The organism is Arthrobacter sp. TmtSoilC48, from assembly GCF_059739425.1.
On the sequence record NZ_AP046049.1, the window covers coordinates 929,372 to 953,241 of the forward strand.

At 60.7% G+C, this 23,870-nt stretch carries 22 protein-coding genes and 1 pseudogene; 7 read left to right on the plus strand and 16 right to left on the minus strand.

Going from position 1 to position 23,870, the window contains the following annotated elements; genetic code table 11:
* Positions 1–3: 3 nt before the first annotated feature.
* From AC6I97_RS04475 to AC6I97_RS04505, 7 genes are all read right to left on the minus strand, one after another.
* Complete coding sequence (locus AC6I97_RS04475) at positions 4–1,008, minus strand: asparaginase (RefSeq protein WP_497944187.1); 1,005 nt, start codon at positions 1,006–1,008, stop codon at positions 4–6.
* A gap of 17 nt (positions 1,009–1,025) precedes the next feature.
* Positions 1,026–1,754, minus strand: coding sequence for a FadR/GntR family transcriptional regulator (locus tag AC6I97_RS04480; protein ID WP_497944188.1), 729 nt, complete (start codon positions 1,752–1,754; stop codon positions 1,026–1,028).
* A gap of 99 nt (positions 1,755–1,853) precedes the next feature.
* Positions 1,854–5,252 (minus strand): DEAD/DEAH box helicase family protein, encoded by a 3,399-nt coding sequence (locus AC6I97_RS04485; protein ID WP_497944189.1) that lies wholly within the window; start codon positions 5,250–5,252, stop codon positions 1,854–1,856.
* Positions 5,253–5,322: 70 nt separating this feature from the next.
* Positions 5,323–6,618: a HipA domain-containing protein gene (locus AC6I97_RS04490; RefSeq protein WP_497944190.1), complete on the minus strand. Its 1,296-nt coding sequence runs from the start codon at positions 6,616–6,618 to the stop codon at positions 5,323–5,325.
* The gene (locus AC6I97_RS04495; protein WP_309928072.1) at positions 6,612–6,836 is read right to left on the minus strand and encodes a helix-turn-helix domain-containing protein; all 225 of its coding nucleotides are present in this window, start codon (positions 6,834–6,836) and stop codon (positions 6,612–6,614) included. Before AC6I97_RS04495 ends, AC6I97_RS04490 begins: the two co-directional genes overlap by 7 nt.
* Before the next feature lie 120 nt (positions 6,837–6,956).
* Positions 6,957–8,099 carry a restriction endonuclease subunit S gene (locus AC6I97_RS04500; protein ID WP_497944191.1) on the minus strand — a complete coding sequence of 381 codons (1,143 nt, stop codon included), beginning with the start codon at positions 8,097–8,099 and terminating at the stop codon, positions 6,957–6,959.
* A complete protein-coding gene (locus AC6I97_RS04505) occupies positions 8,096–9,592 on the minus strand; it encodes a type I restriction-modification system subunit M (RefSeq protein ID WP_497944192.1) in 1,497 nt (498 codons plus the stop codon). Before AC6I97_RS04505 ends, AC6I97_RS04500 begins: the two co-directional genes overlap by 4 nt.
* Before the next feature lie 114 nt (positions 9,593–9,706).
* Between AC6I97_RS04505 and AC6I97_RS04510 the strand changes: the two genes are divergently transcribed.
* The 3 genes from AC6I97_RS04510 (at position 9,707) to AC6I97_RS04520 (ending at position 11,422) form a co-directional block, all read left to right on the plus strand.
* On the plus strand, positions 9,707–10,213 hold the full coding sequence (locus AC6I97_RS04510) for a hypothetical protein (protein WP_309928367.1): 507 nt from the start codon (positions 9,707–9,709) through the stop codon (positions 10,211–10,213).
* Positions 10,214–10,291: 78 nt separating this feature from the next.
* On the plus strand, positions 10,292–10,900 hold the full coding sequence (locus AC6I97_RS04515) for a hypothetical protein (protein ID WP_309928068.1): 609 nt from the start codon (positions 10,292–10,294) through the stop codon (positions 10,898–10,900).
* Positions 10,901–10,960: 60 nt separating this feature from the next.
* On the plus strand, positions 10,961–11,422 hold the full coding sequence (locus AC6I97_RS04520) for a DUF3817 domain-containing protein (RefSeq protein ID WP_309928067.1): 462 nt from the start codon (positions 10,961–10,963) through the stop codon (positions 11,420–11,422).
* Between the two features lie 125 nt (positions 11,423–11,547).
* Here AC6I97_RS04520 and AC6I97_RS04525 read toward each other — a convergent pair whose 3' ends face one another.
* The 6 genes from AC6I97_RS04525 to AC6I97_RS04550 form a co-directional block, all read right to left on the minus strand.
* A complete protein-coding gene (locus AC6I97_RS04525) occupies positions 11,548–12,495 on the minus strand; it encodes a hypothetical protein (protein ID WP_309928066.1) in 948 nt (315 codons plus the stop codon).
* Positions 12,496–12,499: 4 nt separating this feature from the next.
* Complete coding sequence (locus AC6I97_RS04530; RefSeq protein WP_309928065.1) at positions 12,500–13,183, minus strand: DUF6318 family protein; 684 nt, start codon at positions 13,181–13,183, stop codon at positions 12,500–12,502.
* A gap of 127 nt (positions 13,184–13,310) precedes the next feature.
* Positions 13,311–13,724 (minus strand): hypothetical protein, encoded by a 414-nt coding sequence (locus tag AC6I97_RS04535; protein ID WP_309928064.1) that lies wholly within the window; start codon positions 13,722–13,724, stop codon positions 13,311–13,313.
* Positions 13,725–13,784: 60 nt separating this feature from the next.
* Positions 13,785–14,162 carry an RNA-binding S4 domain-containing protein gene (locus AC6I97_RS04540; RefSeq protein WP_055975330.1) on the minus strand — a complete coding sequence of 126 codons (378 nt, stop codon included), beginning with the start codon at positions 14,160–14,162 and terminating at the stop codon, positions 13,785–13,787.
* 59 nt (positions 14,163–14,221) lie between these two features.
* Positions 14,222–15,325 carry a sulfite oxidase gene (locus tag AC6I97_RS04545; protein ID WP_224093502.1) on the minus strand — a complete coding sequence of 368 codons (1,104 nt, stop codon included), beginning with the start codon at positions 15,323–15,325 and terminating at the stop codon, positions 14,222–14,224.
* Positions 15,326–15,486: 161 nt separating this feature from the next.
* Complete coding sequence (locus tag AC6I97_RS04550) at positions 15,487–16,521, minus strand: aldo/keto reductase (RefSeq protein ID WP_309928059.1); 1,035 nt, start codon at positions 16,519–16,521, stop codon at positions 15,487–15,489.
* A 289-nt stretch (positions 16,522–16,810) separates the two neighbouring features.
* Between AC6I97_RS04550 and AC6I97_RS04555 the strand changes: the two genes are divergently transcribed.
* The gene (locus tag AC6I97_RS04555; RefSeq protein ID WP_431116957.1) at positions 16,811–17,302 is read left to right on the plus strand and encodes a flavin reductase family protein; all 492 of its coding nucleotides are present in this window, start codon (positions 16,811–16,813) and stop codon (positions 17,300–17,302) included.
* Here AC6I97_RS04555 and AC6I97_RS04560 read toward each other — a convergent pair.
* Positions 17,299–18,168, minus strand: coding sequence for a hypothetical protein (locus AC6I97_RS04560; RefSeq protein WP_497944193.1), 870 nt, complete (start codon positions 18,166–18,168; stop codon positions 17,299–17,301). The two genes, AC6I97_RS04555 and AC6I97_RS04560, sit on opposite strands and share 4 nt — an antisense overlap.
* A gap of 186 nt (positions 18,169–18,354) precedes the next feature.
* On the opposite strand from AC6I97_RS04560, the gene AC6I97_RS04565 reads away from it, so the two are divergent.
* A complete protein-coding gene (locus AC6I97_RS04565; protein WP_497944194.1) occupies positions 18,355–18,759 on the plus strand; it encodes a YchJ family protein in 405 nt (134 codons plus the stop codon).
* Positions 18,760–18,870: 111 nt separating this feature from the next.
* Here the strand turns inward: AC6I97_RS04565 and AC6I97_RS04570 are convergent, their stop codons facing one another.
* Complete coding sequence (locus tag AC6I97_RS04570; protein WP_497944195.1) at positions 18,871–20,835, minus strand: acyl-CoA dehydrogenase family protein; 1,965 nt, start codon at positions 20,833–20,835, stop codon at positions 18,871–18,873.
* Between the two features lie 62 nt (positions 20,836–20,897).
* Positions 20,898–21,200, minus strand: a complete 303-nt coding sequence (locus tag AC6I97_RS04575) for a hypothetical protein (RefSeq protein WP_224093514.1) — start codon at positions 21,198–21,200, stop codon at positions 20,898–20,900.
* Positions 21,201–21,542: 342 nt separating this feature from the next.
* On the opposite strand from AC6I97_RS04575, the gene AC6I97_RS04580 reads away from it, so the two are divergent.
* Positions 21,543–23,000, plus strand: a complete 1,458-nt coding sequence (locus AC6I97_RS04580; RefSeq protein WP_497944196.1) for a DUF3375 family protein — start codon at positions 21,543–21,545, stop codon at positions 22,998–23,000.
* Positions 22,993–23,832, plus strand: a pseudogene (locus tag AC6I97_RS04585) (DUF4194 domain-containing protein); the annotation flags it as partial. The gene AC6I97_RS04580 and the pseudogene AC6I97_RS04585, both read left to right, overlap by 8 nt.
* Positions 23,833–23,870: the final 38 nt, after the last annotated feature.

Genomic DNA, 23,870 nt, shown 5'->3' on the forward strand with positions numbered 1-23,870 from the left:
GGTTTAGTTCTTGCTGAAAAATTGCGCTGCGCGGAGCTCGCCGACCGGAAGGCCGCCGCCCAACACCGGTGGGCTTTGAAGCGTGTCCAGGCTGCCGCCGTCGACGCCCAACTGGCGGAGAACCTCAACGGTGACGGGCATACGCGCGCGGTCACCGCCGTCGGAAATCTTCACGGCCACGCCGCGGCCGTCCGGCAAGCCCACCAACTGGAGGCCTTCAAAACCGTCCTTGGCCAGCAACCCCGGGACTGCGCGCATCAGCGCAGTGACGTCGCGGCCTTCCCCGGCAACCATCTCCGGGAAACGGCGCATGGCGTGGGCAACCTTGCCTTCGACGGTGCTTTGGTCAGCGGCGGCGAGGCGGCCATAGGCGCGGGCCATGCCGTGAAGCGTGTGGGCAAAAAGCGGCGTACCGCAGCCATCCGTGCTCACTGCGGCTGCATCCTCGCCGGTCAGTTCGGTGATGGTGTCACGAACCAGGACCTGAAGCGGGTGCTCCGGGCTGAGGTAGCCCTCCACGGGCCAACCGTTAATGACGCACACTGCGGTCATGGACGCGTGCTTGCCGGAGCAGTTCTGGGCAAGTTGGGTTGGGCCGTTGCCAGCGCGGAGCCATTCTTCGCGCTCAACGACGCCGTATGGCAGGTCAGTGCTGTTGCCCAGTGCCGCTTCGGTCAGGCCGTGAAGCGCCAGGATCTCGGCGGCGCCGTCGCGATGCGCTTTGCTGCCCGAGTGGCTGGCCGCCGTCAGGGCGAGGAGGTTCTGGGGGATGTCCAAGCCTGCGCGGAGGAGGGCAACGGCCTGCAGCGGCTTAAGGGAAGAACGCGGATACATCGGCGCGTCCGGCTCGCCGGCTTCGATGGCACTGCTGCCATCGGCGTTCAGGGCGATCAGCGATCCATAGTGGATGCTCTCCACCAAGCCGTCGCGGGTCTGTTCGACGAGCGGGACGTGGTTGGGTGTTCTCTGTGCTGTTTGGGCCGCTGCTGCCGCGGTCGCTTGAGGCATGGTGTCCTTTGGGTGGTTCATTTGCTGAGGATCGTGTCCAGTGCGACGCTGACGGCCTGAAGGTGATCGGCCATCGCTTTGCTCGCTGCTTCGGCGTCGCCTGCTTCGATTGCGTTCAGCACGGCAACATGTTCGTCGTCCGAGCGGTGTTGCCGGTCAGCGACGAGGTTGAGGGTTTCGGATTGGTGGGCCAAGGCGTCGCGGATATCGGAGACGACGCTGGCGAACACCCGGTTGCCACTGGCCCGGGCGACGGCGGAATGGAAGCTGGCGTCCAGGTTTACCCACGCTTCGGGATCGTTTTCGTTGAGCATTTCCTGGACGATGTCCTTCAGGTGCTCAAGTTCTTCCTCGGTGCGGCGCTGGGCTGCCAGTCCGGCTGCGGGAATCTCAATGTGCGGACGTGCCTCGTTCAGATCACGCGCACTGTACTGGCCCAAGGTAAGGTCATTGGCGACCTTGTTGGCCACAATGAACGTGCCCTTACCGGTCTTGGTCACAGTCAAGCCCAGCGTGTTGCAGGACCGTAGGGCTTCGCGAATGACCGAGCGGCTCACGCCATACTGGGCTGCCAGCGTTGCTTCAGAACTCAGCTTGGTGCCGATATCGAACTGGCCGCCCTCGATAGCCCTTCTGAGTGCCGCGAAGACAGCCTCAGCCGCGGAAATGCGCGAGATCGGCGTATGCCCAGCGGAAGAGCCCTGAGGGGCTGGCTGTCCGGCTGTCCGGCTGTCTGACAGGTTCACGTTATCGAATATGGCACGGGTCACAAGGCTGTGTCAACGCTGAAAGATTCGCTTCACGCTTTGCTCTCGGGGTGAGCGCCGCTGATTGCGGCAGGGGGCCTAGCTTACGCGCGCATGACCCTCGATAGACCGGAGGATGCCGAACAGCTTCACCACACCTTCGTCGCCGAACAACACGTCCGGACCGGACGGTGCCAACTCGTTGTAGGGGGAATCGAAGAGGGCAGCGGGATCCACTCTCCCGTTCTCCACCAGATGGTTGGTCAGGACTTGGAGGAAGTCGAGTTGCTGTGCCGTCAGAGTGGTGTCGGCAACGAACTCCGACAGTGCTTCCTCCACTGCATCGCGGTCGAGTCCGACAAGGGAGCGTACGAAGACACCTAAGCCGTCGCTTGCTGCACGGTCCAGGTCTTGCGAGGACCCCAAACCACTTTCGAGCAGGATGCGCTCGAGCTCGGCGATATCCAAAGCCGTTAGCTGTTTGTTCCTGCGGAGACGTTGGATGGTGGTGTGCTGCTGATGCTGCGCGAGGTAGAGGCGTGTTTTCTCTCGGTATCGGACTAGGTCCACGGTGCCATTGCTGGCTCCGGCGAGTTCCATCTCTTCCAGTTCGCCGAGTTCGTCCTCGAAATTTGTGTAAACGACGTTGCGTTTGCGCTTCTCGATGAGGTGAACAAGTTCGCGAAGCCTGAGCCTGATATCTTCCAGCCACTCGGCCGATATTGAGTCCCACTCACCGTCGTCCAGGATTGTTTCGAGCAGAGGCAATTGGGCTGCAATGGCGGGAATGTTTGGCTGGTCTTGCAACGCCGTCGCAACCGCCTGGATCTTCTTGCAGTAAGGAGCTAAGCCCCGGCCCTCCAGTACGGCAAGCTCTGTCTGGAGCACCAAGTAGTCGAAGCGCTTGGCCTCTTCCGTATCCGGCAGGGCTCCTATGGACGCCAGCCGCGCAATATCTGACTCAAGAGCGCTGAAGTCTTCCGCCTTGAGGGAATCCCAAGCGGATGCATGAGTGAACCTTTCGACCCACTTGCGTACAGGCTTCACCAGGAAGTTGTCGTGCGGCAGCCGGTCGACGGTGTGCTTCAGGGTTTTCCTCAAGTCCGCAACGTATGGAGCATCGGCATCCCACGAAAGGTCGGCGGCAAGACGCAAGAGTTGGACGCGGGTAGCGAACGTGCTCTCTGCTAGGGACTTGCCCAGGGACCCTTCGTTGCCTGGCATTCCGGCGTTGAAATACTCCGCATTGCGGCAGATGTCGAAGATGAAGAAGTCTTTTTTGTCTTCCCCAGGGCCGAATAGATCCGGGCAGAGCCGTGTTCCACGTCCCACCATCTGCCAGAACTTCGTTTTGGATCTAACCATTTTGAAGAAGACAAGGTTGACGGCTTCCGGCACGTCCACTCCGGTGTCCAGCATATCCACAGAGATCGCGATGTGCGGGTTTCCGTCTCGGGTGGAAAACTCTTCGATGAGTGCCTGGGCATAGTTCACCTGGTAGGTAATTACCCGGGCGAAGTGTCCCTTGTAGTTTGGGTAATTCTTATCGAAGCGGGCTGCGATGAAGTCTGCATGTTGGTTGTTCTTCGCGAAGATAATGGTCTTCCCAAGACGGTCCCCGCCGGCAACCTTATGGCCGCGGGTCATGAGCACTTCCAGGGCCTTGTCGACGGTGTCGGTGTTGAACAGCCAGGAATTGACTACGGCTGGATCGACGAACTCCGGGATCTCACCGTCTTCGTTCCATTCGAGCTCGTCCCACTGTTCCTTTTCGCCGTCGGGAAGGTCGTCATAGGAGATGCCTTCATAGGGGAATTTAAGCGGCACGGGAATTACGCGAGGGGGCACGAGGTAGCCAGCCTCGATTGCTTCATTGAGTTCGTAAGCAAAAGTAGGGACGTTGTCTTCGATGCCGAAAAGACTGTAAGTATTCCGGTCCACTTCTGACTGGGGAGTGGCTGTAAGGCCAATGAGCAGGGAATCAAAGTACTGGAAGATCGCTCGGTACTTCTGATAGATGGAGCGGTGAGCCTCGTCAATGATGATGAGATCGTAGTGGCCCACTCCAAACCTGCGTTGACCCAGGTTTCCCTCGGTCTGATTGATGAGGTTCATCATTGTGGGATACGTGGCGACGTGGATGCGGCTGTCAGCTTCGTCACCGGAGCCAAGTATCACTGGCCCGGAACCGGGCAGGTGGGTCTTGAATGCGTTTGCTGCCTGCCTTACCAAAGTGACGCGGTCGGCCAGGAACAGAACACGCTTAGCCCAGTTGGCTTCCTGCAGCAGCTTGGCGAGTGCGACGACGGTGCGCGTCTTGCCGGTGCCGGTTGCCATGACCACAAGAGCCTTGCGTTCACAGTCATTCTCATAAGCCTCTGTTACGGCTCGGATGGCATTGTGCTGGTACGGCCGTTCGACAATCGAGTTGTCGATTTGCTGCTCGGCCAGGGGTTTACGGATTTCCCGCCGATTCACGAACAGCTGGAGTTGATCCCGCGTGTGGAACCCTTGGACAGTCCGTTCGGGGTACATGGAGTCGTCCCAGATCCATGTTTCATAGCCGGACGTGTAGTAGATGATAGGTCGCCGGCCGAAACGTCGTTCGAGACAGTCAGCGTAGAGCTTTGCCTGTTGCTTCCCGACGTGAGGGTCCTTCGTCGTACGTTTCGCTTCGACCACCGCTAGAGGCAGCCCATCTGCACCCCACAGGACGTAGTCGACATACCCGATGCCGCTCAGCGTGCCGCTTGAAGTGGGCATGGTGTCTACCTTGAATTCACGATCTTCCGGGTTGGAGAGTGGCCACCCGGCTTCGTTGAGATCAAGGTCAATAAGGTGTCGGCGAGTAAGGGCTTCGTCATAGTCGTGCTGGTCAGGAACGGATTGGTTCTGCTTCTTGACCTGTGCAATCTCCGCCTGAAGCTGTATCAGCTGTGCGTTGAGATCTGCAGATTCCGCTGTCGCCTCAGCAAGGGCTTCGTCTTTGGCCTTGAGTTCTTCTTGAAGCTTCTGGAGTTGCTCGGGTGACTGCTGCGGGACAGGCGACTTGGGAACCGGAGCGAGAACCGCGGCGTCGAATACTAACGACGGCGGCAGCTGGCTTCCGTTCTTGGCGTAGTTTCGGGCGAGCCAGTAGCAAACGTGGTGGAGCTCGCGTAGGACGAGTTCTGCACCTTGAACCGTGGGTCCCACAGGGTTGTGGACCGCATTGTTTCCGGCTTTGCGAATAATGGTGAACTTGTTGCCGATGGCGCCGCCCACGAGCCGCTTGAAGGCCGGCTCATTGAGAAGCGCATTGAGATCGTCTTTGTAAGGAAGCTCTAGTGCCGCTTCCACCTTGTAAAGCCATTCAACAAGGCGTTCGACTGTGTAGCGGGCGTAGAACACGGATGCTCGGGGATCGATGCGGGCAAACTGCTCGGCGCGTCTGGCCTGCTGTGCCAAGTCCGGCCATTCGGCCAGCATGAATCCGAAATTGCTGTTTACTGCCCCCATGCAGTCGTCTCCGTTCACACGCACCGATGTCCTGGGATCAGTCAACCATGGGGGAGTGACAGTTCATGTCTTATTTCGTGTCTGGAGACTGAACCAGCGGGAGTTTACGCACGTTGGCCGCTGCGTCATCGGCAACTTTCGGATGGGGGCCCATCCACTTCTGCAAATCGTCCCTGGCGTAGTCGAATGCTTCCACCATGTGCCGACAGTAGTGATCGACGACGTCTTCTGCTACATCTACCGCGACGCCGAACTGCGTACCCGTGGAGACCAGCATCTGCCTGCTGATTCGCTGAAGGCGATATTCGCCTTTCACGCTCATTGCGAGGTCGATGCTTGATTCTCCGTCCCAATACGGCGCATAGGTGGCGAGGTCATAGAGCGGGGCCACTTTCACTGCGCTGCCGTTGAGCAGCAAGGAGTAGTTCTTGGCATGTGCGTCAGTGCAGCCGGCCACAGTGTTGAAGACGAAGGCACGATAAAGCACCTCTCCTGCTGTCCGGCGATCGGCCTCGAGAGGAAGCGACCGCGCGAGGGATGCCATATCGCTGGCTCCTGGGCCGCCGTCGCGATGCTGGTACTTCTTTGCAGGTGAAACGCTTAGAGACTGGCAGAGGTCTTCTTGGTGAATGCGGCGCCAAGTTCCGTCTGTGACTTGACGGTCATATCGCCGCGTAACGAACACGTCCCAAGAGCCGATGCGGGCGAGTTCAGATGCTGCTACATCAAGTCCCAGAAAAGCCGCTGCCCTCATGGTCAGCTGCTCGACGACGTCGAGCCGGCTGAAGGTGCCGGCGGAAGGCTTCAAAATGTGTGTCGTTGGCGTTGCATCTGAGGGGACTCCCCATGTGCCGTCGGCGAACTGGTGTAGGGCAATTTTTGGTTGCGCTCCTGCAAGACTGAAGCGTCCCGCAGCGTCGTCATAGGGCGTGCCATCCTCGTATTCGGCCACGACATGATCCAGCATGTCGGCAACCTCAGATTCGGTGACAGGGGTGACCACATTGCGCGTGAGTGCTCTATCGGAAGATTCCGTGTCCGGTGGCATGAACTGGAGAGCGCCTGCCACATCTGCTCCGATGTGCTCCAGTATGGCGAAAGGGTTTGAGGAGGATACCCCAAAGCGCCTGGCTATTGTCCGCAGGGCACCCTCACTGTCCGGCAGCAAGCCTTGTAGAAAGGGCAGGACTGCCCGTTTCTTATGCGAAGCGGCGGCCAGCGGCATGGACAGCGACAACGGAGTTGCGTTCGTCATCGCTCGATACTCGGATGAGTAGCGGAACGTCAGATTGCCTGAGCTTGTCTGCTCGACTCGGCCGCAATGGGTCCCATCCATAAAGACGTCGAGTGCCCGGGCGTTTACCATCGGACCTGGCCAGTTTCAGTGTTGCGTATGGCAACTTCGAACCCCAAGGCTTGAAAGACGTCCATGAATTTCGACGTCTCCACTGTGGCCTTGCCGGACTCAAGGTCGATGACGAAGGTTCGCGAAACGTTTGCCCTGCGGGCCAGTTCTGCTTGGGCCCAGCCCCGCTCTTCACGGAGCTCACGTATGAGTGGACCAGCCTCACGGACGGTTCGCATTCCAGCCTCCTGTCGTCGTACGGCAACTTTCACAAATGTCGCCGTACGCCGACTTTAGCATTTGTTGCCGTACGGCGACAGTGGCTTGACCGAGTGCCGCTCAGTGCCTAGGAAGTTCGGTTACAGCTCTCCTCGGAACGCGCGGTGCTGGAGCGAAGCGAACAAGGTATCCAGTCCGGACAGGTGCTTGCGCTGGGTCACCTTCAGACGCTCGACGGCGGCGATGCGGGTTGCGAAGGTCTGCTGAAGTTCGAGAGGAGGAAGCGGAATGGGTATGGAGAGCAATTTTGGCTTAGCTATGTTCTTCATGGAACCGCCGCTGCCGGATGAGCGTCGGCTGATTTCGTCACGAGTCTCCTTTGACTGGAGCGCCGCCAGTAAGTATCGGGCCTCCACTCGATGCGACGGTACTGCCCTCCACAGTTTGTCCGGCAGGACAGTCGTTCCATTAGTCGATTCGACAAGAGCGCTGGCGCCGACGAGTTCCGTCGTATTTGCCCGACTGATGATGACATCGCCTTTGCGGACAATGTGCTCCGCTGCGGGTTCGTAGCCCGGCGGAAGGGGTTTGGACTGAGATTCGCGGTACTGGCCAGAGGTGATTGCGCTGATTTTGAGCACCCTGCAGGGATTGGAGCTGTCGTCCGACCCGACAAGGTTCTTGCCGCCTACCAACGCCGATACGGCATCAGAAAGTACGTTGGATCTGGGGATATTGCCAAACATAGAATGGAAGATCGACTGTGTGAGGGCGTCGAGGTGGGCGATGGCTTGGCGACGCTTCGTGCGAAGCTCGTCGGCCTCATCCAAAATAGCGGCGATCCGCCGCTGCTCCTGAATGCGCGGATGCGGAACTTCCATGTCCAAGAAGACTCGATTGGGTAGCGAACGACGCCTTGCTGTTGAACCCTGAAGTTTGGCTAAGTAATACGCGATTGCCACGGGTGACCGGAGGAATCGTTCAAGATATAAGGCCTCGGTGACGGTGCTGTCTTTGATATCCCATATAGCATATGCGGGGCTGACTATTCCGGCTGGAAGGGTCCGTTGGAAGGCCAAGACAGCTTCGTCAATCGGAAATCCAACCACAAGCTGCCCGTTTTGAACCACTTTGTACTGGGACAGGTCGGCTCCCGCGACGCGCTTCTTGAACTTCTCGCCCTGAGGAACAAGCCCGTTGCGCATCGTCATGGAAAGCAACGGGTATTCGGTGCTGCCGGCACGCTCCACCTTCGCGGGCTTAACAAGGTCGCCTAGCTTCACTTCAGCAACTCCCGCAGCTCATCCATCCCCTGAGCAATCTCCGTCTCGATTTCGTCCAACGCGGCCAGGATCTCCTCGGGTGTAGCGTGCTCGACTTCTTCGTACTCAATCTCCTTGTATCGGTTCAGGGACAAGTCATAGTCGTTGGCTGCTATCTCTGAAAGCGGCACACAGAACGACTGGTCCGTGCGCACCCGCTCAAGCTCCGCCGTCGTGCGTTCATTCCAGCGCGAGAGCACATCTGGGAGGTCTGATGAGCCAAGCGGGGTCCGTTTGTCGTCGAGGCTGAAGCCGTCGGACTTTACGTCATAGAACCAAACGTTGTCCGTGCCCCCGGAGTTGGTCTTCGTGAAGAAGAGGATGGCCGTGGAGACACCGGCGTACGGCTTGAATACGCCCGACGGAAGCTTCACAACGGCGTCGAGCTTGTGACCTTCGACGAGTGTTTTGCGGAGCGATTTATGGGCCCCTGTGGAACCGAAGAGCACGCCGTCGGGAACAATGACCGCAGCTCGTCCACCAGGCTTGAGCAGCTTGATGAAGAGTGCCAGGAAAAGCAGCTCCGTCTTCTTTGTCTTCACGACTTTTAGGAGATCCTTGGCCACGTTGTCGTAGTCCAGGCTGCCGGCAAACGGAGGGTTAGCCAGAATTACGTTGTACTTTTCCTCCTCCTCGGCATGGAGATCGGCCAACGAATCGCGGTACGAGACGTCCGGATTCTCAACACCATGCAGCAGCATGTTCATGGAGCCAATACGAAGCATGGTGGAGTCGAAGTCGAATCCATGGAACTGGTCATTGTGGAAGAACTTCCTGCTCTCATCATTGGTGAGCAGGTTGGGATTCTTGTCCCTGAGGAATTCACCTGCTTGGACCAAGAATCCGCACGTGCCGGACGCCGGATCGCAGATTGCCTCCAGCGGCTTCGGCGCGGTCATCGCAACCATGAGATCGATGATGTGCCGGGGCGTCCTGAACTGACCGTTCGTACCCGCCGAAGCAAGCTTGGACAGCATGTACTCGTACAGATCGCCCTTGGTGTCCTTGCCTTCCATATTGATGGAATCGATGACATCAACTACCTGCTTCAGGACGCCCGCGTTGGGTATCTTAAATTGAGCATCCTTCATGTGGTGGCTGTGTGTGGAGTCTTCGCCGTTGGCCAGCTTAGGCAGTTCGTTACGCAAGAACGGGAAGATGCTCTGCGAAAAGACCGTGAACAGCTCGGTTTGGCCAAAGTCTCTGAACTTGGACCAACGAAGGTCTCCGTAAGGGCGACCCTGGGGATCCAAGCCCTCGGGGAATACGGCATTTTGAAGTGGTAGGCCCAGCATGTTGGCCTTCTTCTCTTCGAGAGTGTGCTTCTCGTCAAGGCGTTTGAGGAACAGCAGATAGGTGATCTGTTCGATGACTTCCAAGGGGTTGGAGATACCGCCGCTCCAGAACGTATTCCAGACTTTGTCTACTTGGGACTTAATTTCACCTGTGATCACCCCTGCGAGTTTAGTGGCAGGGGCAGACGCTCGAGGACTCGGTGGCTACTCACTGTGCCATCGGGCGGCTGGGCCCAGCAGCGCTACGCTGGTTGCGGCTTGACACAATGGACCATGCTCTTCACCAAAAAGTCCCTCACCGCCCAAGGTTTCACGGGCTTCCGAGCCTTGGACGACCTCGACGTCATGCGCGTCCCCCAAGGTCCCGGGGTCTTTGCCCTGCTTTGCCCTGCCGGCTTCGAGCCCGTTTTCCTCAACAAGGGCACCGCCGGAACCTTCAAGAAGAAAGACCCATCCCTCAAGCGTGACGCTTTGGAAGCGGAGTGGGTTCCCGATGCTTCCCTGTTGTACCTGGGCAAAGCCAGCGCCGGAAGCCAGGGAAACCGGGGGCTTCGGAAGCAGATCCAGGAGTTCATGGATTACGGCCGCGGGCGACCCACCGTCGTCTGGGATGCCCGCCTCATCTGGCAGCTTCGGGACGCCTTGGACCTGATCATCGCGTGGAAAGAACTACCTCCTTCGGAAGTGAACGCAGCCGAGGCTGCCTACCACGCTGATTTCGTTGCGACCTATGGCCGCCTGCCGTTTGCGAATCTGGTTCAAGCCCGCTCCAGGAAGTAGGGCGTCAAGCACGACGGCGGCACTGGGCTTCTGTTCGGGGCCTGCCATGGGAGCGGCGGGCGGCGCATAATGTCATGCATGACGGCCAGTAACCCCGCTGGAGGCAAACCGCATGGACCTCGGATCACTGTCGAGGTGCCTGTCCTCCGCATAGGCGCCGGGCAAACCGATTACGAGGGACTAAGCCATTACGTCGACTTCCTTCGGAAGCCGCAAGGGCTGCACATGACGTTGCTGCACGTGGGTATCCTCGATGATTTGGTCCAGGACATTGAAGCCTGGACCAAAGGAATGTCGCGGTCAGAGAAGGTACTTCCGGAGATTGCGGGTTGGCTGACAGGGTTGCCTGTATTGCAAGGATTTCTGGGAAAGTCGGACAAGCTGATCCCCCTGGGCGGTGGCCGCCTCATGGGCCTGGAAGTGGACGTTCCCCAAGAGGTGCACGACTATCAGGCCCTTCTGGTCCAGGGGCTCCATGTGCTTCTGGACGACCTGGGCCTGAACAACATCGACGACTTCATCCTGAGTTCACCTGCCCTTGGTTACTGGTCACCCCGGTGGTTGCCCCACATTGCTGTTGGCAAGGCCCGGACCCGCCGTGAGCCGCCGATGGAAATTGCCCCCGTGCCTGTCGAATTCGGGGACTCGCAGATCCGGAATCGCGGCTCGCTTCCTCTCCTGGGGTGAACGTGTTTGTCCTGTCACGGTAAATTGGACGTGACTCCCGTTTCCCAGCTGAGGACTTCCATGCTGCCCCGCACCCTGTTTCGTACCGTTGCTTTTGCCGAAGCTGTGACGTGGACGCTGTTGCTGATTGGGCTGTTCCTTAAGTACGTCACGCACACCACGGAAGTGGGCGTCAGTGTAGCCGGAGGCATCCATGGCTTTGTCTTCCTTTGCTATGGAGCCACAGCAGCCTTCACATGGATCAACCAGAAATGGAATGCCCGCACAGGACTGCTTGCAATCGTCTCTGCCGTGGTCCCGTATGCCACGATTCCCGTGGAAAAGTCGCTCGACCGTCGAGGCCTCCTTGCCGGCGATTGGCGCTTGGCTGCCGGAGGAGAGGAACCTCACGGCGGGCTGGAGAAGCTGCAAGCTTGGATTCTCAGATACCCCATCCGGGCCGTTGCGATTGTTCTGGTGGGCGTCGCGGGCGTGTTCAGCTTCCTGCTCTTCATGGGTCCGCCGGACACGTGGTTCTCCTGATCTCCTTGCCTGTGGTCCTTTTGGGTGCTGTGGTTTCCTGACCTTCTTTGCGGGTCGACGCTGCTGTTTTCCGGCGATCTGGCTCCCTTTTTCTCTCAATGAGGGTCGGGAAGCGACGGGCCCCGTCATTTTTTGGCGTTGGGGCAGCCCCAGGATGTGGGGTTTTCCTGGCAGGTGTCGGCGACGAGTGCTTTTTCTGTTCTCCAGACCTGGATGGTTTTTGGTGGGGTGGTCAGGTCCAGGATTCCGTTGATGGGCAGTGGCGGGCCGTTGTTTACGGAGTAGGTGCCGGTGAAGCTGGTGGTGATGGTGGCGGGGTAGTTCCCTGTTGCCGTGTAGCTGTGGCTGGTGCGGGTGTCGTTGAGGAGCCAGTCGGCTTCGGGGATCGAATAGCCAGCTGCCGGGGTGGGGCCGAGGCTGGTGCCGTCGCCGAAGGTGTAGGTGAAGCTTGCCGGGGTTGCTCTCAGTTGGACGGTTTGGCCGAGGATGGTGATGTTGAAGGCTTGTTCGGTGGCGGTGGTGTAGAAGTTTGTTGGTCCGCCTTTGAGGGTGTGGGGGAAGGGTTGGGCTTGGAGGGTTCCCGGGTTGACGGGGAGTTGGCGGAAGTCGTTCAGGATCCGGGCTGCAATGTTCGCGAGAACGTTTTCGGGCTGGGCGTCGTACAGGCAGGTGGGTCCGCTGATCGCCGGGTAGTCAGTCCACTGCGGGTTCGCGATTGACTTTGGAGCTTGTTTCCAGATCACGGGTGTTCCTTCTTCACCGCCAGGTGTTTTAGCGGGGCATTCCATCGTTAGGCACCCCCTGTCCGGAGTGTCTGACCCTCCCGAGCGGCAGTGAACATCCGGCATGTACTGGTTGGGGTCTTCCGCAGCGGACGGGCCGTCCAGCTTCGGCACGAAGCTTCCGGTGGCAGGGTCCTTCCTCCAGTGCGTGGCTGTCAGGTTAAGTCCATTGTCTACGTACCCGATGTCGATCTTGGGCTCCTTGGCGGTGGCCCCGGGGCCCTGCAGTAGGAGGATAACGCCCGCAGCAATGACAAAAGTTGATGCGGGGAGCCAAAGTTTGATCACCATTGGCTCAACGAATCAGGCCGAGATCGACCATGATCCAACATTCATCTTTGAACTCGAATTCAGCCCGACTGGCTGAATTCGTCGCTGGCGTGGGGTCTTGATACAGGGATCCGTCGCCGTTTCTGATTTCAACAGCTTCTTGTATTACTTGAACAATGGCCACTTGCGAGGATCTTGCAGGATCGAAATCCATTTCCAGTGAAGCGGTAAGTATTCCCGCCCCAGCGACCCACCGACCGTCCTTCCATGCAGCCTCAACACTTTCGCGAAGTGAGGTGCACCAAGAGCAGTTCGCGGCACTGAGGGACCGAAGCGTTCCTGTCTCACCAGACTCATAGCTGTAGTTCAGTTGCGCGTACCAATACCTGATAAACGCCTCCAGCCCCTCCTTCGAGTTCTCCTTCGCCAACTCGGGCATCACAGGAACCGGCACATTCTCTGCCTTGCCCTTCGCGTCGGCTGGCTTGTAGACAGCGGCGGGAGTAGCACTCCCCGAAGGTTCAGTAGCCGAAGGACGTGGTGACAAAACCCCTGAGGTGGGTGACGCCGTCGTCGAGCTTGTTTCGGAAGGAGGACCGCCGGGCTGGCCGCCCTGGCAGCCAGTGAGCAGCAACGCGGCTGTTAGTCCGAGTCCGAAGACCGCTCCTCGAACAAGGGCACGTGAAGAATTGGCAGAAAGGCGTGACATGACAGGCTCCCCCAGCAGCTGTTTGGCGATGTGTCGGCCAGTCTAGGCGGGGCAGAGGCAGGGTTTCACGTCGAAGGGGGCCGCTTGTGGATAACTATTGTTGTTTGTGGAGATGTTTGCCCGCAGCCTACGAGACGTCGCGCCGAGGCTTCTCGGCCGCGAGCTGCCTGACCCAGTCGGGAGTTTCTTTTCCCAGCCGGCGGTCTGTGACCAGACGTAGCTGGGCGGCTGCGATTTGCACACCGCGGTCACGCGCAGCAGCGCCGCGGTCGATCCTGTCGGTTGCCCCGTTGCGTTCGCCGTGGTGTGCCGGTGTTCTCATTGGCTCCGTCATCGTCGACCTCTTATCTGGTATCGCTTGCCACCATTCTGCCCTGTTATCGGACGCCGTTTTCTGCCGCAGCGACTTCCACGCTATCCAAGCAGCAATGACGGCTGCGGCCAGCGCAGCCAAGGGCGCCAGCCCTGCAACAGTTTGCCACCACTCGACCGGCCCAGTATGGATGTTCACGTCGATAGGAGCAGGGGGCAGAGGGATCACTCAACCAAGCTAAACGGCCGCAAACCAGCAGCGGGTCAGCGGGTGACCGTATGTGGACAACTAACCCCGCAATTTCTCCATGTCCCGCCGGTCCTTCTTGGTGGGTCGGCCGGCGCCGCGGTCGCGCTGGGGAAGGCCGAGCTTGGGGGCGACGGGCCGTGGGGGAGTGTGGTCGGTGAAACAGTGCGACGCAGCCTCGGCTCCGACGCGTTTGGCGATCAGTCGCCTCACTTCGAGGATCCGTTCCCAGCCGGATTCGCGGACCCTGATGGTGTCGCCAATAATCACGCTTTGCGAGGCTTTCGCGGGGTTTCCGTTGATGCGGATGTGGCCGGCGCGGCAGGCAGCGGTAGCCGCGGATCGGGTCTTGTAAGCGCGGATCGCCCACAACCAGGCATCCACCCGGACATTCGCTGGAGATGAAGACGGGATACTCATGATTTGAACGAGTCTAGTCCGGCGTTGACAGCGATCTCGAGAAGCCGGACGGACAAGCCCTACCGAACTGTTACCTCAACCCGCTGGGCCATGTTGTTCCCTATGCCCTGGTAGTTCCACACTTGATCGCTGGGCTGCAGCGCACCCGAGGAGTCCATCGCACGGCACCGCAACTCGTGCTCTCCCGGGCTCGCGACCCACACCATGGTCCACGAACGCCAAGCAAAGTCACCGACAGCAGGTTCCAGGTGGGCCGGCATCCACTCGCCGTCGATTCCTACCTCCACGCGTTCCACTTCACCGTGCCCGGACCACGCCCTGCCGTGCAGCATGACTGGGCCGGCATCCACTACCCGGCGTCGGGTGAAGAAGTCAGGAATCCCGGGCGGCACCATCAGGGAACGGACGCGAATGTGCGTCACGGGCAAACCTGGCCCATCGGGTCCCTGGAGGTAGTGGTAGGCCACGGCCTGTTGGAATCCCATGAACCGTGAAGTCACTGCCTCAATGGACGTCAACCACTTCACGCTTGCCATGCCATACCAGCCCGGCACCAGCAGCCGCAGCGGGAAACCGTGCTGGATCGGGAGCGGGTTGCCGTTCATGGCGTAGACCAGCATGACTTCGGGGTGCATCGCCTCGGCGATCGAAAGACTGCGGGCGTATGGTTCCTCAACTCCGCCTTGGATACCGCTGTCGGCGCCCGTAAAGACAAGCTCGACGGCGTCATCCGCCAAACCTGCCTCCTCCAGCAGTGGTGCCAAAGGGGTTCCTGTCCACTCTGCAGTGCCTACTGCTCCCAGCACCCAGGGCTGGCTGAGCGGACGTGGCTGCAGGAGCGAGCGTCCATTTCCGGCGCATTCCATGGTGACTGGCATGGTCACGGAGGGCCGCGCCTTGATGTCGTCGAGGCTCAGTTCCAAGCTGTGATCAACCGCGCCACCGAGCCGCAGGCGCCATGCCTCGGCGGAAACGTGCGGGATATCGAAGTGTATGAGCAGATAGTGCAGGCCCGCCGGCGTGATGTCGTCGTGGAGGGCTTCGAGCGGCATTGAATGGTTGCGGCCGGAGAGCTGCAACTCTTCGTGGGTCAGGGGACCTTCGGTCGGCTGTCCCGGGATGACGGCTTTCGCCGCTTCTTGCTTGACATGGGGTTTGGACATGGGAGGCGGCGTTCTACTGGACCTGACGCTGCGGGCGTGCCGCAGCACTTAGGACAAGGATCACGCCATGGTCCAATGCCGTCAATAGGTGATTGTGCGCCCTGCCCGACGTGCTTCACTAGGACTGAAGGCCACGGAGCGGGCCTCACAGCGCAAGGAACCTACCGGCGTCGAAGTTCCGGGTACTCCAGATGGGGAGCGACCGTGCCGGCGTCCCGCTCAAGGAAGTTGACGGCGGGGGCCACGATGTCATCGATTTCATCCAACACCGCTTCGCTGAGCACCACGTCGGCGGCCTTCAGGTAGTCGGTGAGATGGTCCTCGGTCCGCGGTCCAATGATCACACTGGTCACGGCGGGGTGGTTCAGGGCAAAGGCGACGGCAAGCTGGATGAGGGTCAGTCCGTACCTGGCCGCCAGCTGTGCGAGTGCGTCCGCCGCGTGCAGCTTGCCCTGGTTGAAGGGAGCGGCCACGTCGAAGCGGCCGGGAACCGCAGCCGCACGTGAGCTTTCGGGCTGGCCCGCGCCAACGCGGTAACCGCCAGCCAGCCAACCGCCGTCGAGTGGTCCATAACTCAAAACCCCGACGCCGTATTGCTGGGTGATGGGGAAGACGTCGCGTTCGTTGGCGCGAACCAGAAGGGAGTAGGGAACCTGGTCCACCACCGGGGGCGTCAGGTGGTTGGTGTTCGCGATCCACTGTGCCTCGACGAGCTGCGCCGGGCTGAACACTGAGGTGCCGTAGTAGAGGATCTTGCCCTGCCGGATGAGATCGTTCAGGGTGGTGATCGTCTCAAGAAGATCAGTGTTGTAGTCGGGACGGTGCGCTTGGTAGAGGTCGATCCTGTCCGTGTTCAGCCGCCTCAAGCTGTCCTCCACAGCCCGGACGATCCACCTGCGTGAGTTCCCGGCATGCGCTGGATTGGACCCCATCTGGCCGTGGAATTTGGTGGCGAGAAAAACGTCGTCGCGCCGTCCGTGGATTGCCTGGCCCACCACGACTTCGGCCTCACCCTGCGAGTAGATATCGGCCGTGTCGATGCTTGTGATGCCGCCGTCCAATGCCGCCTGGATGATGCGGATGCTCTCCGCAGGGCCGGTGGGAGCGGTCCCGGTGCCAAAGTTCAAAGTACCCAGCGTGAGAGGGCTGATCAGGGCGCCAGTGCGTCCAAGCGTTCGTAGCTCGTTGAGGCTCATGTCGGCTTCCTGTGGTGGGTCAGTGGTTTGACAGCTGCGGGCCAGTGGATGGCTCAACCGTCATCAAGGGATGTCCAATCGAGGCTACACAGGGCCGTGGGACCCCGAAATGCAAACGGTAGAACTTCTTCGTTTTTCGTCTTGCGAGGTAATGGAAGGGGCCTTACTTCGCGACATTTCTTGACACGCGGCAACACAAATGTCTTTCGAATCAACAAATATTGCCGTTCCCGGAAGCGGGTGAATTATGGGAAAGGAACTCAAGCAACGCACGATAGGGGACAGCACAATGACACAGACGACCGTGGAAGAAACGGCGGCCATCAAGGCTGCATTTGCGCAGTTCCCGTCCGGAGTGGCTGCCTTCAGTGCCATGGTGGATTTCACGCCGGAGGCCCTGGTGGCGTCGTCCTTCACTGTGGGCGTGTCATTGGAACCGCCGTTGGTGATGTTCGCGGTGCAGAACTCCTCCACAACGTGGCCCAAGCTTCGGCAGGCCAGCAGGTTGGGTGTGTCCGTGCTGGCCGAGGGCCAGGAAGCTGCCTGCCTTCAGCTGTCCTCCAAGACCCGGGACCGCTTCGCCGGATTGTCCACCAGCGTCAGCGACTCGGGGGCCGTTCTGATCGACGGCGCGGTGCTGGGCTTCGAATGCGAGGTTGTCTCCGAGACGCCAGCGGGGGATCACGCGATCGTTGTCCTTGAGGTCAAGGCGACCACCATCAACCACGAATCCAAACCACTGATCTACCACGGAGCAGCGTTCCGGCAGCTCGCAGCCTAGGAGTTGCGGCTTGCCCCGCTGAGCGATCCTTTACGGATGGGGCTCGAAGACTTTCCATTCTTGGAAGTGTTCGGGCCCGATTTCTTGGGGCCGTTCCCTTGGGTGGGGCCGTTCGCTTGGCCGGACCTGTTGGATTGAGGCCCGGACTTTTCAGGACCGCTGCCAGGAGACTGCTGCGCGTCCGGGGTCTTCGGGGCGGACGGTTCGTCTTTGCTGGACGGCGGTGTTGGCTCGTCCAGCTCCCGGACCGTCACCTTGATGGCGGGCGGTTCCTCTGCCTTTGCGCGTTCGGCCGCCCTCCGGTCAGCTTCCGCGACGGCGTCGGCCCAGTCCTTTGCAAGTACAGGGGGTTCCTTGCTGGCGGCCACAAGCAAGGGGTGGTGGGCGGTTTGCGTTTCCACCACTTCCTTAACGTGGACCGGCTTGGGCACCTTTTTAGGGCGAACCTTCCACGCACCGTCCTTGACGGCAGAAGTGGCATCCGAGACCCGGCGTCGAACATCGCCAAAGAGGTCCTTCTTGGGTTCCGCGGCGGCAGGATTGTGGGCTGGCTCGGCAGCGGATCCGGCAGGAACGTACGCAAGATCTTCAAGCGGCGATTCAACAGCGTGACTGGAGAAATCGACGTCGTCACCCGCCGGTGCGGGTACGCGTTCCGGAGCCGGGGGCAAGTGGACGATGGTGACTGTTTCCTTCTTGGGGAAGATGCCGACCATCGCCAAAAGAATCACCGACACAAGCCGTCCCACTCCGGCAACTACCAGAGTGATGATGACGACCACACACAGGCCCAGGAACATGAGGATAGCCATCCCCACTGTGCCCAAATATGTCAGGTTGATGGCGAGTGTTGTCGGATCCTCCACGTAGCCTCCCCTGGCTGTCGTTTTGCGATGCGCGCATTGCCCACCCAGCTTGCACATCTAGCCTACGGTCCAGCACCGACGGAATCACGCCCCGCACCACCCTCGGGCAGGGTTGTTTCGAAGCTGTTATACGGCGTGGGAAAATATGTTGCCCAGCTCTCATTTTCAGCCTCAGATTGGGACCCAGTGACCCCTGATTTCAGCCGGCTCCGCGACGGTGCATGCCTCTGCCTCTCCGGAGAGCAGTACGACGATTGTTGTGGGCGCTTCCACCGGGGTGAGGCCGACGCACCCACAGCCGAGCAGCTGATGCGCTCCCGGTATTCGGCATTCGTCATTCTGGACCCGGAGTACCTCCTGCGAACGTGGCACGCCTCAACCCGCCCGGCTTCCTTGGAACTGGACGCTGACATGCAATGGCGCAGGCTCGACATCCTGGGCACGTCCAAGGGCGGGCCCCTGGACAGCACCGGGACTGTTGAGTTCGCTGCGCACTATCGGTCCGACGGGGAACGGGGCGTCCAGCGGGAACTCAGTCGTTTCGTACGCGAGGACAAGGTCTGGTACTACGTGGACGGCGACGTGCGCTAACGCTCCTTCCCGGTTGCCTCGGCAAAGACGGCCGAACCGGAGCTTCAGCCCGCGTAGCCTTGCGGACGCGGCGAGGTGCGCCTGGGACCAAATGGGAAGGAACGCGCCGGATTACCGATACTTGCGGTGCAGGTTCTCCTTGCTTGAGGCGCCAGGGGACGCATCGGCGATCCACGGCCCGGTTCCTTCGGACTGGTCCAGGACTCCGGCCTCAAGCCAGGCGTAATCCCCGGCGAGGACTTTGCGCGAAAGGTGGTGGTCGCCGTCGTCGGTGTTCCGCCACAGCTGGTCGAAGTATTCGTCCACCCGCACCCGTGCCTGCTCACAGTAGGCCTCGGCGAGTTCAAAGGCGGTGGCGCCGTGTTCCGGATGGGTACGAAGCAGCATTTCGGCACGTGAGCAGCATGCTGCCATGGCGAACAGTTCGGCGCCGATGTCCACGATCCTGCCCAGGAACGCTTGCTTGTGTTCCAGCTTCGCCTGCCAGCGCCCCATGCCATAGAAAGTCTGCCTGGCGAGCCGTCGCGAGGACCTTTCAACAAACCGCAGGTGCTTGCCCAGGCGCCCGAACTCGCCATAGGACCGCGGATCCATGCCTGCTCCGGCAACGAGTTTCGGCAGCCAGCGGGCGTAGAAACCTGAAGCGCCGACGGCGGCCCTCGCCTTGTCCTGCAAGCTCGCGTCCGCTGAGGCGAGGTCACCCGCGGCGGCAAGGTGCGCGTCCACGGCTTCACGGGCGATGAGGAGTTTCATGATCTCGCTGGAACCCTCGAAGATCCGGTTGATGCGGAGGTCCCGGAGGAGTTGCTCGGCCGCCACGGCGCGCTCGCCCCTGGCTTCAAGGGACTCGGCGGTTTCAAAGCCACGGCCGCCGCGGATCTGAACCAGTTCATCGGCGATCCGGCAGCTGAGTTCGGTGGACCAGAGCTTGGCCAGCGCGGCTTCGATGCGCACGTCCTTTTGGCCGGCGTCGGCCATCTCGGCCGACAATTCAAACACGGCTTCCAACGCGAACGTCGTGGCGGCGATGAACGCAATCTTCTTTCCCACGGCCTCATGCTTGCCTACCGGACGGCCCCATTGTGTACGGGCGTTTGACCATTCGCGGGCAATCTTCAGGCTCCACTTCCCAGCGGCAACGCAGAGCCCGGGGATGGAAAGACGTCCCGTATTGAGCGTGGTGAGGGCGATTTTGAGGCCTTGGCCCTCACGACCCAGGCGGTTCTCCACCGGCACGCGCACTTGGTGGAAACGGGTCACGCCATTCTCGATACCGCGTAGGCCCATGAAGCTATTCCGGTTTTCCACCGTAATGCCGGGGGAGTCCATCTCCACGACGAACGCCGAGATGCCGCCTTTGTGCGTGGTGCCGTCGGCGTCGGTGTGGGCTGGAACTCTTGCCATGACCACCACGAGTTCGGCGATCACCCCGTTGGTGGTCCAGAGTTTCACGCCGTCCAAAAGGTAAGACCGGCCGTCGTCCGACAGAACGGCAGTGGCGCCCATCCGGGCGGGGTCGCTGCCGACGTCGGGCTCGGTCAGGAGGAAAGCCGTGATGGCGCCGGCGGCGCAGCGCGGAAGGTATTCCTGCTTCTGCTCGGGCGTGCCGAATTCTTTGACGGGCTCCGGAACGCCAATGGACTGATGCGCCGAAATCAGTGCGCCCAGGCTCGGATGGACGGAGCCCACCAAAGCCAGCGCGCGGCCATAGTAGACCAGGGACAATCCCAGGCCACCGTATTCGCGGGGGATTTTCATGCCGAAAACGCCAAGGTCCGCGAGGCCTGCAAGGTACTCATCCGGGATCTTCGCGTCGCGTTCGATCACCCGTCCGGACATGGACCTGCAGAACGCCTCGAGCTTGGCCATGAACTCTTCGCCGCGCTCCACGTCCTCCGTTTTGGCTTGCGGCCACGGATGGATCAGGCTGAGGTCGAAGCTGCCCAGGTACAGGCCCTTGGCAAAGCTGGGCCGGTTCCATTCAGTTTCGCGGGCGGCCTCGGCGACGGCGCGGGCTTCTTCTGCTGTGGCGTTGACGCTTGCGGCGGTGAGACTGTTGTCAGTAGCGGACGTCATGGAATAACTCCTCTAGCCGGTTGTGCCGGATGGAGCCAGGGTCCGCCTCGGGTGGGAACCCTTCAGCTGTCCCTCAATGCTACCCGCGGGTAGCTACCCGTGCCAGAGGAAACCTGGGGCTGGAATTCGGCCGGGATTTCCACTTGTCCTGCGTGATGGACCAGGCTGTCCCACGCAAAATTGATGCCATGCACCAAGCCGCCCAGGACTGCCTTGACGGTGTACCAGGCCATTCCCATGGCACCGATCAGAACGATTGTTGCTATGGCCGCTGCTGCGATAAACGCCACCAAAATGGCGGCGAAGACCAGCGTTCCAATGAATACGTAGGTGGCTGTTTCCAGAGCAGTGAAGTCGAAATCCATGGTTCCCCCTATGCGACAGTGCGTGGGTAGACGCGGCGTGGCCGCGTCGATGATCCGACATTAGGGGTGGGCGTGGTTTTCGGCCAGCACAGAATCGCGCCGCGGCCGTGTCGATATGGGATCGAAACCGAACCGGGCGGTATGTAACGGAATGAGTACGACGGCGGCGTGCGGCTTCGGCACCTGCCCCGCCCAACTGTGAGTCTAGGTCGCAGTAGAGCGCGTTTAGGGGCCCGTAAACGTGCTCTGCTGCTACTTAGATGGGTAGGGACGCTCTGCGTTAACCTTGTACGGGGCAGTTTCCGCTGCCAGCCAGGTTTCGCAGCAGCTGAAGGAGAGTAGTTGTCCCGTTCAGCGATGTCCTCCGCCGACGCCATTAGTGCCCGGCTTCGCGACCTTGAGCAACTGACCAAAGGTCCCGCCTGGGCCCTGACGCGTTCGGCACCTTGGGTGATCGCGGTGCTGCAGGCTTCCTTCACCCGCACCCGGCCGCAGCTTCCGCTGGAAGAGTTCCATGCCGACGTCGACGCCTTCCTTGAGCAGCTCCGCCGCCAGGAACCAGGGCTGGGCGGCCAGCAAAACGGCAAAGCCTTCGGCGACGAATGGACGCGCAGGCAGTTCCTGACACGCCGCAACCAATCCGGCCAGATCGTCTACGAGGTCACCGAAGCAGCGGCGCGTGTGCTCGCATTCCTGGACAGCCTTTCCAGCGAGCGCTCCACGCTCAACGGTTCCCGCCTGGGCACGCTGCTTGGCGATGTGGAGAAGCTCGCCAATGAGACCAACCCGGACCAAAGCGCACGTTTGGAGGCGCTGGAGGAAGAAATCCAGGAGCGTCAGCAACTCGTCCAGGACATTAGCTCCGGCGAATTCGACGGCCTCCTGGACGACGAAGAAGCTGTTGAGGCCGCAGGCAACATCCTTGACCTCGCCGCCAGCCTTCCTGCTGATTACAAGAAAATGCGCGACCGCATAGAGGAGTTGGTGGGCGAGCTCCGCAACCAAATCATCGAGGAGTCGCTGAGCAAGGGCGCAACCATGGCCCAGGTCCTGGAGGCCGACAAGCGCCTGCGCCAAAGTCCCGAGGGCAGGACGTTCCGCTCCTTCACAGCCTTCCTGGAAGACCCGCAGCAGCAATTGCGTTTCCGATCCGCGATCGGCGAGGTCCTCAGCCGGCAGTTCGCAGACGATCTTTCGCACGAAGACCGCGAAACGCTGAAGAACCTCGTGGCTGAACTGCGAACCCAGCACAGCCAGATCCAGAGAATCTACGGCAAGCTCTCCGAAAGCCTGAACACCTACATCCAGAGCGACGACGTCCGTCAGTCGGTCAGCCTGCGCAAGGTTCTGGCTGAGGCAGAGCAAGCCATCCGGTCCATGCCCTACGAACGTGACCGGCCCGGCCTGGTACGAGGCCCCGTCCTGTATAACGCCGGATTCGAGTCGTTGGCCATGGTCAAGCTCTTTGACCCGGACGAGTTCGCGACCCCGCCCCGGCTGGCGGACCCCATCGCCTTCAGCGATTCGGACCGGGTGCGCTCGGCACGCACCGGCAAGGCCAAGCCGGCTGTTGTGCGGGCCGCGATGGCCGGCGCAGCCACCCTGGGCGAGGCATGGGAAAACCTGCCCGCCGAGGAACGACACATCAACACCGTCCGATCCCTGCTGTCCATGGCGCTGCACAGCGGCGCGGGGTTCGACCGGGCCGCCTGGGAACACATCGACTTCGAACAAATCGACGGCAGTATCCGCACTGCGTACCTGCCTGTCGTCACGCTGAATGAGGATTCTGATGACTGAGGAAATCACGACGACGGACGTCACCGAGGAGGAACAAGTCACCCTTGAGGATGCTGAAGTCCCGGCTGAAACGGCGCCCCACGCCAGCCAAGGCGACCCATTCCGCGTTACCCCGCGGGACACGTTCGTTGACGGCGCTGCGCTTTTCCCCGGTGACACAGGCGTGCTGCCGATGAAGGTCCGTCACGCGCTGGTCAAACTGCTGAAAGGCCCCTACATCGACGGCGGCCGGGACGAGAAGCTCTGGACCACCCTCCTGGACAACCAACTCATCCTCCGCAGCCGCCTTTCGGAACTGTTCCTCACCCTCCAGCTCGATCACGACCGTAAGATCGCAGTCCTCCGCCCCGTTGACCCTGAGATCATCGGCGCCAGTTCACGATCAAGCATCCTGCGGCAGCAGCGTGCACTGAGCCGTGTGGAAACCATCGTCCTGCTGCGCCTGCGCCTGCTCCTGGACCGCCACGTCACAGCCCAGACGGACCCCACCATCACCCGCGAAGAGATCTCGGACCTCGTGGCCAATTACACTCCCCCCGGCCAGCAGGATGCACTCCGCGACTCCGACGTCGTCACCCGCACCATCACCAAACTCCTGGCCCGCCAACTCCTCCTCCCCACCCCCTTGGACGACACCTACACCATCAGCAACGCCCTCCCCCTGGCACTCCCGTTCGAAAACATCGGCGACATCCCGGCCCAAATCGAAGCTCTCGTGGCAGTGGCAGCAGACGAGTCGGGCACGGAGCCCCTCCTGGACATCGACCCAGACTCAAATCAATCCACAACCTCAGATGACGACCTGGACGACGACGCCGCGCCCGGGGCTGGGGACGACGACGACGACGCCGATGCCGCCCCCGCCCCTTC